The sequence below is a fragment of the Paraconexibacter algicola genome, assembly GCF_003044185.1.
Taxonomy (GTDB): domain Bacteria; phylum Actinomycetota; class Thermoleophilia; order Solirubrobacterales; family Solirubrobacteraceae; genus Paraconexibacter; species Paraconexibacter algicola.
The window spans coordinates 1,870,800-1,883,596 of sequence record NZ_PYYB01000001.1 but is presented as its reverse complement, the minus strand read 5'-3'; the positions used below and the strand labels follow the sequence as shown (position 1 = coordinate 1,883,596).

Below are 12,797 nucleotides of genomic sequence, written 5' to 3'. Positions count from 1 at the left end.
CTCCACCGCAACGCGCGCAGGCCTGCACACGCCGCCTGCGACACTGCGGCTCGATGACCGCCGAGCCCCGCCGTCTCACCCGCGCCCAGCAGCGCGTCGCCACGCGCACGGCGATCCTCGACGCGACCGGCGAGGTGCTCGTCGCGGACGGCTACGCGGAGCTGACCACGCGGCGGGTCGCCGAGCTCGCCGGGGTCGCGCAGAGCACGCTCATGCACCACTTCCCGACCCGCGAGGCGCTGCTCGTCGAGACCGTCAGCCACCTGGCGATGCGGCTCGCCGACGAGGCGATCGACGCGCTCGACCTCGTCGCGCTGCGCGAGCCGGCCCAGCGCGAGACGGTGCTCGACCAGGCGTGGGCGCAGTTCACCTCCCCCGTCGCGATCGCCGCGGCGCAGCTGTGGGCCGCGGCCTGGGCCGAGCCGCAGCTCGCCGCCGCCCTGCACGAGCTCGAGCAGCGCCTCGGCGGGCTGATCTTCGGCACGGCCGCCACGCTGTTCCCGGACATCAGCGACGACCCGCGGTTCCGGCCGTCGATCGACGCCGCCGTCTCCCTCATCCGCGGGCTCGTCATGGCGATCCCGGTGTCGGGCGCGGCGGAGATCGACGCGCGCTGGGCGGCGATGAAGCCGGTGCTCGCCGACGTCGCCGGCGCGCTGCTGGACGGCTAGCGGCGGCGCACGGTCAGCCGCAGCGTCCGGACCGCCGAGCGGTTGCCCGCCGCGTCCAGGGCCGTGAGCCGCAGCGTGTAGGTGCCCGGACGCAGGCCACGCAGCGGGATCCGCGCGGTGCTGCGCCCCTGTCCGCGCGTCCCGAGCACGACCGACCGCGTGGTCGTCCGGCACGTCGGCCGCCGGGCGCCCCGCCGGCGCGTGCACGTGCGCAGGCTCAGCGATCCCGCGACCGACGCCCGTTCGGACAGCGTCAGCGTGACGGTGGCGCTGCGCCGGGCGGTCAGGCGACCGCGGCCGAGCCGGATCGCGAGCGCCGGGCGGACCGTGTCGGCGTCCACGTCCCCGGCGAGCCCGGGGTCGGGCAGGAAGCCGCTGCCCGCATCAGGCGTCGCGGCGCCCGGTGCGCCGGTCCCGGTGCCGCTGCCCGGGTTCACCCCGGGGTCCGGGATGGGCGCGGGCTCGAAGGTCGCGGTGACGGTGCGGCTGCGGTCGAGCGTGACCGTGCAGGTCGTCGCCGTGCCGCTGCAGCCGGGACCGGCGAAGCCGGTGAAGACGCTGCCGGCGGCGGGGACCGCGGTGAGCGTGACCGGGGTGTCCAGCGGCAGCGCCGTCGACGCGCAGGTCGCGCCGCAGTCGATCCCGCCGACCGACGAGGTGACGCGACCCGTCCCGCCGCCGGCCGGCGCCACCGTCAGCGTGCCGGTCGGCTGGACGATCCGGACGTCGTCGATCGCCAGCCCGGCGTAATTGACGCTCGCGTCGCCCTGCAGCGCGAAGCGCAGCTGCACGGTCCGTCCCGCGTAGGCGGAGAGGTTCCCGGTCAGCCGCGCCCAGCCGGCGGCCGCGGGGATCGCGAGCCCGACGCCCGGACCGACCCCCACGTTCGTCATCGTCGGCCCGTCCCACTCCCACAGCGTCGTGGGGTTCGCCCCGCCCACCTCGACCACGCTCACGCGGGCGAAGTCGAACCGCGCGAACTCCAGCTGGAACCACTGCCGCCAGCTGGCGAGGATCCGGCCGCTGCGGCCGGCGAGCGAGATCGGCGGGGAGAGCAGCACCTGGGTGCCGTTGCCGTAGGTGCCGTCGAGGTCGGTCTTGAAGCAGCCGCTGCCCTCGCCGCACGTCGACAGGCCGGCGACCGGGTTGGAGCTGCTGGTGGCGACCGTCGCGGGCGTCCCGCGCTCCCACTCGTCGGCGGTGCCGCTGTGCGTGAAGCCGCCGTCGTCGGCGTTGAAGGTCGCGGCGAAGAGCTCGTTCCCGGTGGGCAGGGGGTCCTGCGGGCAGAGCACCAGCGTCGGCGGCAGCACCGAGCCGCTCGTGCCGTTGCCCGGGGTGTCGTCGCGCAGCACGAGCCGCCAGGTCCCGGCCGCCTCGGTCCCCTCGAACCACTGCAGCCGCGTGGTGGCGCCGGGGGCGACGGACACGGGCGCGAGCCCGACCCCGAGCGTCGCGCCGGCGAGCGTCCCGTAGGTCGCGGTGTGCGTCGTGGTGCCCGAGGCGCCCAGGGCCACGTCGTTGAACAGCGCCACCTCCACGCCGGACGGGGAGCGCAACGCCACGTCGAGGTCCTCGAGCCGCGTGTGCGTGATGCTCAGGTTCACCGCGAGCCGCCGGATCTCCGCCGGGTCCGTGACGACGATCGGCACCTCGGTGGTGCCGTCGCCGACCCCCGCCGGGGAGCCGGCGACGCTGCGGCACGACGGCGTCTCGCGCGCGACCACGGTCGCGACCAGCCGGTAGGTGGAGGTCGCCGACCCCGCCGACGAGGAGTCGACGGTCACGACGTAGGTGCCGGTCTCGGCGGCCGTCAGGACGAGCGCCTCCGACGGCGTCGCGTCACCGCCGGGATCGTCGACCCGGTCCAGCGGGCCCGACGGGCCCGCGAGCGCCAGGCGCCCGTTCCAGGTCACCCCGTCGCGCTCGGGGTCGAGGTCGAGCGCGAGCGCGACCGTGTCGCCCGCCTGCAGCTGCAGGCGGTGCAGGTCCTGGCCGCCCACCCCGGCCGCGTACGTGCCGAGGACGCCCCCGGCCGGGAGCGGGTTGGCCTGCGCGACGACGTCGTTGGGCTCGCTCTCGGCCGTCGCGGCCCCGGGCACGACCCGCACGACGAGGTCGTACGGGGCGATCACGTTCGGCCCGTCGCGCGAGACCCGCAGCGTGTACGTGCCGGTCTGCGGGAGCGGGACGCCGGCGAAAGTCGCCGACAGCGGGTTCTGCTCGCCGTCGTCGGCGTCGGACTCGAGGACCGTGGTGCCGTCGGGGCCGATCAGCCGCAGGCCGACGTCCGCGACCGGGCTGGTGGCCGTCGTGACCGCCGCGAACAGCCGCTCACCGGCCTGCGCGCTGACGCGGTAGTGGTCGAGGTCGAGGCCGACGTCCTCCTGGGCCAGCAGCGTCCCGCGGATCCGCTGGCCGCTGAGGACGGGCTGCGCGGTCGCGGGCGTCTCGTTGGGCTCCACCCCGCCGACCGGCTCGGCCGGGAACGGGGTCGCCTCCAGCGGCACGGCCGACGCCGGGGCGGCGGTGACGAGTCCGGCGAGGACGGCGAGCAGGGCGAGCGGGCGGCGCATCAGATCGAGGCGCAGGCTCGGGGGAGGCGGGCGGAGCGCAGGGCGCGCGGCCCCGCGTAGCTCGCCCCGGCCCGGAGGGTGACGCTGGCGGTCCGGCCGAAGCGGATGTCCTGGCGGCCGGACTGGATCCGCAACGTCACCGGGACGTCGCGCCGGACCCGCCCGATCCGCCACGCCAGGCAGTCGGCGGGGGCCGTGTGACCGAGCCGGCGGCCGTCCCCGAGCGTCGCGTACGCCGCGTAGCGGGTGGTGTTCCCCCCGGTCCGTCCCCAGACCGCGAAGACGTCGCTGCCGCGGCGCACGAGGCGCAGCGCCGGGGTCCGCCGCGGCGTGGCGGGCGCGGGCGCCATGTAGGAAGTGACGTCGAAGCGGTCCTGCTCGGCCCCCTGGGCGTCGAGCACGATCGCGCGGACGATCCGCCGCCCCTCGTAGCCGAACGCGGGCCGGAACCGCAGCGTGCGGCAGCGGGACTCGGCGGTCGTGGAGCCGGGGGCCCGCCGGCCGCCGGTGCACGGCCGGCCGCGCAGGCCGGACGCGATCGGCTGCTGGAAGTCCTTGCCGACGACGTCGAGGGTCACCGTGTCCCCCTCGCGCAGCCGGTAGCGCAGGTCGAGCTCGCGCTGCCCGTCGCGCGTGGCGCGGATCGTGCCGGCGACGACGGTCGGCCGCTTCTCCTCGGCCTGGAACTCGGCGCCCGCCAGCTGGCTGCCCTCGAGCGCCCGGACCTTCCAGCCGCCCGCGACCGCGTCCTTGCTGAAGAACACGCTCGTCTCGGGCGCCTCGGGGTTCTCGACGATGAGGAACGTGGCGTTGTCGGTGGTCTGCGCGTCGGGGCCGGACTGGAACGTGCGGCCGGTCGGGCTGGTGACGAGGATCTTCGGCGGCTTGCCGACGCCCTGCACGTGCAGCACGTACTGGTCGTTGTCCGGCGGGACGGGGAACGTCAGCTCCTGCGGCCCGATCTGCCGGGGCCGGGCGATCCGCACGCGGGACTGGAAGCCGCAGCCGGCGCCGAAGTCGAACCGCTTCCCGTTGCGGGGGGTCTGGTAGAAGAAGAAGCCGCTGAAGGCGCCGATGAACTTGAACTCGCCGCAGCCGCCGATCCCGAGGCTCGACACCGTCGCGGACGCCTGGGCGACGCACGGCGAGCCGAAGATCCCGAGGTTCAGGCACAGCGCGACGCGACCGTCGAGGTTGAACAGGAACGGGCGCGGCTGGACGAAGCCGGAGACGCCGCCGTTGATCTGGACGAAGCCGCCGGCGAGCAGGACGCTGGCGTTGACGTCGAAGTCGACGACCCCGTTGCTGTTGACGCGCACGCGGCCGTTGCCGACGGGGATGTCGGCGACGCGCAGGAAGCCGGCCGCCTCGACGAAGAACGTGCGGCCCTGCTCGGCGTAGGTGACGGAGACGTCGCCGCGGACGAGCCCGTTGGCGAAGCCCAGGCCCGCGTCCCCGCGCACGACGACGTCGGGACGCAGGCACAGGCCGAAGCCGACCCGTTCGAGGGTGATGCCCTGCACGAGCGGGATCCGCGCGTTGTCGACGAACCCGCCCGCGTAGGCGAACTGGCCGCCCGCGATGCCGCCGTAGGCGGCGAAGTCCGCGCGGGACGGCGTCGGCAGGCCGATCAGCACGGAGCCGTCGAAGCGCTCCTGGCGCTGGGACGGCGGCGTGCACTGCACGGCCGGGGCGCCGTTGAGCGAGGGCGGCTCGCACGCCGCGAAGCTGCGTGACACGTTCGCCGACAGGTACGAGAAGCAGAGGTTCTTCAGCGCGACCTTGCCGATCGCCGCGTTGGCGACCTCGATGCGGCCGCCGTCGACGCTGACGCCGCGCGCGTCGTCGGTGGAGATCTCGGTCTGCCCGGTGATCGCCCCGGTGGTCCCGGGGGACGGCCGGAAGATCGAGGGGAGCGTCACGCTGATCGGGAACGACGTGGTGAAGCGCCCGGCGCGCTTGCGGAAGATCGCCTGCACCTGGCCGCCGATCGGCAGGCCGCCGAGCCGCCCGGCGGGCAGCGTGATCGCCGGCAGCGCGCCCTCGCTCGTGCCGGAGGGCAGCTTCCACAGCAGCTGGCCGCGCAGCACGGTGACCGGGCCGAGCTTCACCTCGACGCTGCGGTCGATGCCGAGCGTGCCGCCGGGCGCCCGCTGGGTCGGCGCGCCGAGCACGTAGGTGGTGCCGTCCGGGGCCGCGGGGAAGGGGATGCCGTTGAGCACGAACCGGTCCGCGGTCTGGAAGAACCGCTGGCGCGGCTCGAGCGCGACGCCGCCGAGCGTGAGCGCGTCGGTCCCGGCGCGCATCTCCTGCCAGCAGGAGCCGCCGGTCGTCCGCAGGCGCACGAGCGTGAACTCGACGGTCTTGGGGCAGTTCTCGACCCGGGTCGGCCCGGCGGGCTCGGGCGGCGTGACCGGGACCGGGGGCGTCGCGCGCGTCGGCGGCTGGAAGGCGAGGGCCTGACGCTGCTGGGCGCCGGTGGAGTCGGTGACGCGGACGGTGACGGTGCGGTTGGGGGTGCCCGCGGCGCCGACGTCGAACGTGAACGCGTGGGTGCCGCGCAGGCCCTGGGTCTCGGGACTCGTCTCCTGGAGGACCTTCGTCTGCGCCGGCGTGTCGATGTTCGTGGCGTCGCAGCAGAAGAACTCGACGATGTACGGGGCCTGGCCGACGGTGACGTCGACGGTGAGGGTGGCCTGGCCGCCCTCGACGGCCGGATCGGGCGCGAAGCCGCGGCTGAGGATCTCGACGGCCGCGTGGGACGGCGCGGCCATGATCGCGGAGCCGGTGACGGCGAGCAGCGTGGCGAGGAGCGCGGCACGGAGCCGCGGACGGACGGACATGGGACTGCTGCCTTTCGGAGCGCGCCGGGGTGGGGTCCCCGTGCAGGCCCGATCCTGCCCGTCACCCGCAGGCATCTCATGAGTGGTGACCACTCATCTTTCGGGCTCGAGCGCGGCTGCGAGCTCGTGCCGGGAGCCGATCCCGAGCTTGCCGTACACGCGGCCGAGGTGGTTCTCGACGGTCCGCACGGACAGGACGAGCTCGGCGGCGATCTCGCGGTTCGTGCGCCCCGCGGCGGCCAGCCGGGCGATGCGGCGCTCGCCCGCGGTCAGCGCGGCGTCACCGCTGGTCCGCGCGCCGCGCGGCCGCGCCCCGGTGGCGAGCAGCTCCTCGCGGGCCCGGTCGGCGAGGGTCGCGGCACCGCAGCGGTCGGCGAGGTCGAGCGCCGCGCGCAGGGGGTCGCGGGCGTCGGTCTCGCGGCGCTCGCGGCGCAGCAGGCGTCCGAGATCCAGCTGCGCGCGGGCGAGGTCCAGGCGGGCGGGCGAGCGCTCCAGCAGCGCGATGCCGGCGCGCAGCTGCTCGATCCCGCGGGGGCCGGCGGTGACGAGCCCGCTGGTGGCGAGCGCGAGCCCGCGCGCGGAGGGGACGTCCCACCGCTCGCTGCGGCGCAGCTGCTCGTCGGCGATCGTCCGCGCGTCCTCGCGGGCGTCGTGGGCGAGGGCCGCCTCGACGGCGGTGCGACGCCACGGCGTGCTGAGGTGCCCGAGCCCCAGCCGACGGTCGCGGTCCGCGAGTCCCTCGAGCGTGTCCCGCGCCTCCCGGGACCGGCCGCGGGCGAGCTGCAGCCGCGCGCGGGCGTCGAACGGCGCGCCGAGGAACGTCAGGTCGTGCAGCTGCGACACGAGCCCGGCACCGTCGAGCGCGGCCTGCGCCCCGGGGAGATCGCCGAGCTCGACCGCGGCGAGCGCCACGTACCCGGCCTGCGCCGGACCGGCCATCCCCGGACTGACCTCGTGCAGCAGCGCGAGTGCCTCCTGCGCCGCGCGGTGCGTGCCGGGCACGTCGCCGCGCCGCCACAGCGCCACCGCGCGGAGGCCGAGCAGGCTGCTCGCGGCGAGGGTGGCGCCCTGCGCCCGGGCGAGCGCGAGCGCCTCCCCGAGCACCGGCTCGGCGAGATCGTGGCGGTCGGCGTCCAGCAGCACGTGCAGCGCGTGGTTGAAGCCGGTCGACAGCGGTCCCTCGGCGGCGAGCAGCCGCCCGCCCGCGAGGGCGCGCTGCGCGAGCTCGGCGGCGTCGCGGATGCGTCCCTGCAGCCAGCGTGCCGCGGCGAGCTCGGCAAGCACGGCGAGCTCCCCCGGGGTGTCGCCCGGCAGCGCGGCCCACTGCTCCAGGCGCTCCAGCTCCGGGCGGCCGTGCAGCGGGGCGAGCACGCCGATGGACGCCTGGTGGGCCCGGAGCCGCAGGGTCGTCTCGCGGTCGACGGTCCCGCGCGCGAAGGGCCGGTCGAGCAGCCGCAGGGCGCGCGCCGGATCGCCGGAGAAGAGCCGCAGCCGCGCAGCGTGCTCGAGGTGGACGGCGGCCGCCTCGAGCGTCGGCTCCAGCTCGGCGGCCTCCTCGAACCGGCGACAGGCCTCGTCGAGATCGGCGCCCTCGGCGGCGAGCGCCTGGCCGAGCAGCCCGAGCAGCCCGGGGCGGTCGGGAAGGGCGGGCGGCTCGGCGAGCGCCCGGTCGAGGTAGCGGCGGGCGGGCGTCGCGGCCCCCTGGGCGAGCGCGGTCACCGCGGCGGCGCGGAGCACGGCGACGACCTCCGGGTCGCCGGCCGCCTCGCAGCGCAGCAGGTGCGACGCGGCGCGGGTCGGCGGCTGCCCCTCCGCCAGCAGCGCGTCGGCCGCGCGACGGTGCAGCCGGGCGCGCTGCGCCGGCGGCAGCTCCTCGGACACGGCCTGCGCGACGATCGGGTGGGTGAACCGCACCGGGCGACGCGGCGCGAGGATCCCGAGGCCCGCGAGCACGTCGACGGCGACCGCCACCTCGTCGCCGGGGCGGTCGACGAGCGCGGCGACGTGCCGGATCTCCGCCGCGGGGGCGAGGATCGACACGGCCTCGGCCACGGCCTCGATCGACGGCGGCAGCACGGACAGGCGCAGGCGCAGCGACGCGGCGATCGACGCGGGGCCCAGGCCGCGGATCTCCGCCTCCGTGGCGGTCGCCGGGGTTCGCCCCGCGCGCTCGAGGCTCGTCACCACCTCGCCGACCAGGTACGGGTTGCCGGCGGTCACCTGGACGCAGGCGCGCACGACGTCGTCGCGCGGGGCGGGGGCGCCGTCGCGGGCCAGCAGCTCGCGCACGGCGGCGGGGCCCAGCGGGGCGGGCTCGACGAGCGCGTCGGGTGCGCGGGCGCGCAGGGCGGCGAGCAGGCGGGCGGTGTCGTCGCGGCCCGGGCGTCGCGGTCGGGCCGCGACGAGGAGCGCGAGCGGGTGCCGGTCGACCCGGGCGGCGAGCACGTCCAGGAGCCGCAGCGACGGCTCGTCGGCCCAGTGCGCGTCGTCGACCACGAGCAGCAGCGGCCCGTCCGCGAGCAGCGAGACGAGCACCCGGTGGAGCGCGTGGAGGACCGGGAACGGGCTGTCGGCCCCGGGCTGCGCGCGGCCCTCCAGGACTCCGGTCGCGAGCGCGGCGGGACCGTGCAGCAGCGCGGGGCGCTCGTCGAGGACGAACCCGAGCAGCTGCCGGACGATCCCGTAGGCGTCGCCCTGCTCGTGCAGCCCACCGCGGGCGCGCAGCACCCCGAGCCCGCGGTCGGTCGCCGCGGCGACCGTGGCGTCCAGCAGCCGGGTCTTGCCGATGCCGGCGTGCCCCTCGACGAAGGCGAGCGCCCCGTGCCCGTCGGCCGCGGCGGCGCACAGGGCGTGCAGCCGCGCGAGCTCTGCCTCCCGCTGCAGCATCGGCCTGCCGGTGGGTCCCCCCGGGCTCACGTCCGCTCCACTATATGGCGCGTCCAGAGCCCGGTCGAGCCGCCGAACCTGCCGCTTCCCGGCGGAAACCTCCACCCGTTCCGCCCGAAACCTCCACAAGGCTGCACACCGGGGTGCGGTCGCGCGCGGGCGGGCCGATGGTCCGGTCGTGGCCGGTCCCCGCCAGTCCCTCCTGCCGACCTGCGCGCTCGTCGCGACGGTCGCCGGTGCGCTCGCGAGCTCCGCGGACGCGTCGGCCGGAGGCGCGCAGGTGCCGCCCACGCACGGTGGGTCGGGTGGAGCCGAGTACGGCCAGGTGGTCCTCTCGGCTCGGGATCCGCGGCCCGTGGCGCAGTCCCTTCGCGTCCGCCCGGGGAGCGTGACGGAGGGGACGACGCCGCCGCGGATCACCTTCCGCATCGAGCAGCAGGGGGTGCTGACGGTGCGGGCTCGACTCGTTCTCTGGCCGGCGCGTGGCACAGGGCAGGTGCTGCGCGTCGGTCTGGGACGGGTCCGGACCGGCCGCACGATCACGGTCCGCTGGCCGCGCGGGACGCGCCTGGTCGCCGGCCGCTACACCGTGCGCCTGCACGCCACCGGTCCGGGCGGCGGGACGCTGCTGCGCCGCGCCCGCGCGTCGGGACGGGCGAGCCTCGTGGTGCGCGCCGCCCCACGCCCCGCGGCGATCCCGACCCCGGCGGCGAGCCCGACCCCGACCCCGAGCGCCCCGCTCGTGCGGGCCGGCGGGGTGTTCCCGGTGCAGGGCCCGTGGAGCTTCGGCGGGGACGGCGCGCGCTTCGGCGCCGCTCGCGACGGGCACGTCCACCAGGGCCAGGACATCGTCGCGGCGCGCGGCGTGCCGGTTGTCGCCCCGACGGCGGGCACCGTGCGCGCGGTCGACTACCAGCGCGACGGGGCGGGCTGGTACGCGGTGATCGACGCCGTCGACGGCCGCTCGTTCTTCTTCGCGCACTGCCGCGCGCAGACCGTCGTCGTGCGCGCCGGCCAGCCGGTGACCCCGGGACAGCGGGTCTGCGACGTCGGCAACACGGGCGCGTCGAGCGGGCCGCACCTGCACTTCGAGATCTGGACGGGCGGCTGGCGCGTGGACGCGCGCTCGACCCCGGTCGACCCGCTCCCGCAGCTGCGGGCGTGGGCCGGACGTTGACCGCGACACGCGCCGGACATCCGTCCACATCGGACGGCCGGATGTCGCAGGTGGGACGGCGAGCTGCCGACCGAGGTCGTGATGCGACCGTTCCGTCAGCTGCTGCTCCTCCTCCTCGCCGCCGTCCTGCTCGTCGGCTCGGCCGCCCCCGCGTCCGCCGACGCGAAGGCGAAGCGCAAGCCGACCGCCTGCCAGGCCGCGAAGGCCAAGGCGAAGAAGTCCTCGAGCGCCGCGCGCAAGAAGGCCGTCCGGCGGGCGTGCCGCAAGCCGGTCCGCCGCCCGGTCCGCCCGGTGACGCCGACCCCGCCGGTGCAGGACGACGAGCCGGTCGACGAGACGCAGCCGCCGACCCCGGTGGACACGGTCGTCGAGACCGTGACGATCAGCGCGCTCGAGCAGGGCGTGATGGACTGCGCCAACCGCGAGCGCGCCGCGCGCGGCATCGGGCCGCTGCAGATCGACGCGTCGCTGACCAGGGCGGCGCGCGGCCACGCCGCCGACATGTCGCAGCGGTCCTACTTCTCCCACGAGACGCCCGAGGGCCGCACCCCGTGGGACCGGATCGAGGCGGCGCTCCAGGGCGCGCTCCCGTTCCGCGCGATGGGCGAGAACATCGCGATGGGCTTCTCCAGCGCCGAGGCGACGTGCCGCGGGTGGATGGCCAGCCCGGGCCACAAGCGCAACATCCTCGACCCGGTCTACACGCTCATCGGTCCCGCCTGGGTCGACGGGTACGCGGTCCAGAACTTCGGCACGCGGTAGCCGCGCGGCTACTCGTCGCCCTCGACGAGGCCGATCGAGCCGGAGACCGCCTCGGTCTCCCCGCGCGCCTGCAGGGTGACGGTCCCGAACGTGCCGAGCGCCTCGGCGAGGTCCGGTGAGAGGCCGACGAGGTCGATCGCCTCCTCGGCGCTGACCCGGGCGGTGAGGGCACCGCGCGCGCCCTCCGACGGCGACTCGGGGAACGCGTCGGCGAGCGCCTGCAGGTCGGTGCTGTCGTCGGTGCTGACCACGAGCGCCTCGCCGAGCACGGCGACGCGCGCGAGCGGCCCGCCGTCCCGCTCCACGACGTAGGTGCCGTCGCCCTGGTCGCGCAGGGCGATCCCCGCGAGGTCGACCTCCCCGGAGACGCCGCCGGTGAGCGCCCCGCCCGCGGCGGCGCTCGGCAGGCGCCGCAGCACGTCCTCGATCATCTCGGGGTCGCGGACCTCGGCCCGGACCTCGACGCCGCCGCCGGGCCCGAGCGTGACCGTGGTGGTGCCCGTGAGCTTCAGCAGCAGCTGGGAGGACGGGTCGACGCGCGCGAGGCGGCGCAGGCTCGACTCGACCCCGTCGACCTGCGCGGCGAGCTCGGGCGCGGTGGAGCGCAGGGTGCGGCGCACGAACTCGATCGTGTGCGCGACGTTGCGGATCCCGACGACGACCGGCGCGTCCTCCTGCGCGGCGGGCGACGCGGTCTCCGGACCGGTGGCGATCGGCACGTCCCCGTCGGTCACGCTCTCGGGGTCGGTGGCGAGCCGGAAGCGGACGTCGAGCCCGTCCTCGGACGGCACGAGCGCCAGGGCGACGCGCCGCAGCGCGCTGAGCCACGGCACCTCGAGCTCGCTGAGGTCGGCGTCCTGCAGCTCCTCGACGTCGGCGGCGATGCGCGCGACGGCGGCGCCACGGCCGGGCAGGCCGGCGAGCCGCTCGCGCAGGCCGACGGGCGTGAGCGCCCCGGTCCCGTCGCCGCCGGCGGCGCCGCCGCCGCGGGTCGCGCGCGCGTGGAGCGTGAGCGCCTGTCCGAGGTCGGTCCGCGAGCCGGTCGCGACGAGCACCGGGCCGTCGACCGCGAGCGACGCGCCGTCGGTGCGCGTGTAGCGGTCGAAGCCGCGGCTCTCCCCGTCGCGCTGCAGCATCCCGGTGCCGGTCATGCGGTCGAGCATCGCGTCGAGGCCGGCCCGGTCGCGCACGACGGTCGCGACGCGCACGTGCTCGGCGAGGCGGCGCGGGGACGGCACGCGGAACGGCAGGCCGGCGGGCGCGGGCGTCGCGTCCTCGCGCGGGAGCTCGGTGGCGGTGACCACGAGCGGGTTGCCGAGCAGCGGCAGCAGCTCGGCCTGGAGCTCCTGGTCGCCGAGCAGCTCGCCCAGCGCGCCGCTCGCGAGCGCCGCGCCCGGGATCCGCCCGCCGAGCGCCTGGAGCGCGGCGGCGGGACCGGCCGCCGTGTCCGTCTCGACGACCCCGACCAGCGGCGCGTCCGTCGGCACGAAGGTCAGCGCCTCCGCGAGCGGGTCGGCGATCTCCGCGGTCGCCGCGCTGCCGCTCCCGCCGTCGTCGTCGCCGCCCCCGGTCACGATGAGCACCAGCAGACCGAGGAAGACCGCGACCACCACGATCGGGATCAGCGTGAGGGTGCGCGGCGACATGGGGCTGCGAGCGTAACCGCTCCCGACCCGACGGATGGGACGCCCGACCGTCGGAGCGCAACGCTCGCGGGAGTCCCGCTATCCTGTGCGGCCCTGGCGCCTTAGCTCAGTTGGTAGAGCACACGACTGAAAATCGTGGTGTCCCCGGTTCAAGTCCGGGAGGTGCCATCTCCCGCCCGACCTGGACGTGTACCGGTCGGGCGATGGTCACGGCGAGCCATCCGCGACGCCGACGACGA

7 protein-coding genes and 1 tRNA gene are annotated in these 12,797 nt (G+C 76.7%); 4 read left to right on the top strand and 4 right to left on the bottom strand.

Annotated elements, in window-relative coordinates; all coding sequences use genetic code 11:
* The first annotated feature begins 53 nt into the window (after positions 1-53).
* Entirely contained in the window at positions 54-671 is a 618-nt protein-coding gene (locus C7Y72_RS08910; RefSeq protein ID WP_158276736.1) for a TetR/AcrR family transcriptional regulator, read from the top strand.
* On the opposite strand, the gene C7Y72_RS08905 is transcribed toward C7Y72_RS08910, so the two are convergent.
* From C7Y72_RS08905 to C7Y72_RS08895, 3 genes are all read right to left on the bottom strand, one after another.
* Positions 668-3,244 carry a pre-peptidase C-terminal domain-containing protein gene (locus C7Y72_RS08905; protein WP_107568405.1) on the bottom strand — a complete coding sequence of 859 codons (2,577 nt, stop codon included), beginning with the start codon at positions 3,242-3,244 and terminating at the stop codon, positions 668-670. The two genes, C7Y72_RS08910 and C7Y72_RS08905, sit on opposite strands and share 4 nt — an antisense overlap.
* Positions 3,244-6,087, bottom strand: coding sequence for a hypothetical protein (locus tag C7Y72_RS08900; RefSeq protein ID WP_107568404.1), 2,844 nt, complete (start codon positions 6,085-6,087; stop codon positions 3,244-3,246). Before C7Y72_RS08900 ends, C7Y72_RS08905 begins: the two co-directional genes overlap by 1 nt.
* Before the next feature lie 93 nt (positions 6,088-6,180).
* Positions 6,181-9,003, bottom strand: coding sequence for a helix-turn-helix transcriptional regulator (locus C7Y72_RS08895; protein ID WP_158276735.1), 2,823 nt, complete (start codon positions 9,001-9,003; stop codon positions 6,181-6,183).
* A 148-nt stretch (positions 9,004-9,151) separates the two neighbouring features.
* On the opposite strand from C7Y72_RS08895, the gene C7Y72_RS08890 reads away from it, so the two are divergent.
* Together C7Y72_RS08890 and C7Y72_RS08885 are read left to right on the top strand one after the other, a co-directional pair.
* Complete coding sequence (locus tag C7Y72_RS08890) at positions 9,152-10,150, top strand: M23 family metallopeptidase (protein ID WP_158276734.1); 999 nt, start codon at positions 9,152-9,154, stop codon at positions 10,148-10,150.
* 81 nt (positions 10,151-10,231) lie between these two features.
* Complete coding sequence (locus C7Y72_RS08885; protein WP_107568402.1) at positions 10,232-10,912, top strand: CAP domain-containing protein; 681 nt, start codon at positions 10,232-10,234, stop codon at positions 10,910-10,912.
* A gap of 8 nt (positions 10,913-10,920) precedes the next feature.
* On the opposite strand, the gene C7Y72_RS23195 is transcribed toward C7Y72_RS08885, so the two are convergent.
* Positions 10,921-12,558, bottom strand: a complete 1,638-nt coding sequence (locus C7Y72_RS23195; protein ID WP_158276733.1) for a hypothetical protein — start codon at positions 12,556-12,558, stop codon at positions 10,921-10,923.
* Between the two features lie 95 nt (positions 12,559-12,653).
* Here C7Y72_RS23195 and C7Y72_RS08875 point away from each other — a divergent pair.
* A tRNA-Phe gene (locus C7Y72_RS08875) sits at positions 12,654-12,726 on the top strand.
* The last annotated feature ends 71 nt before the right edge of the window (positions 12,727-12,797 follow it).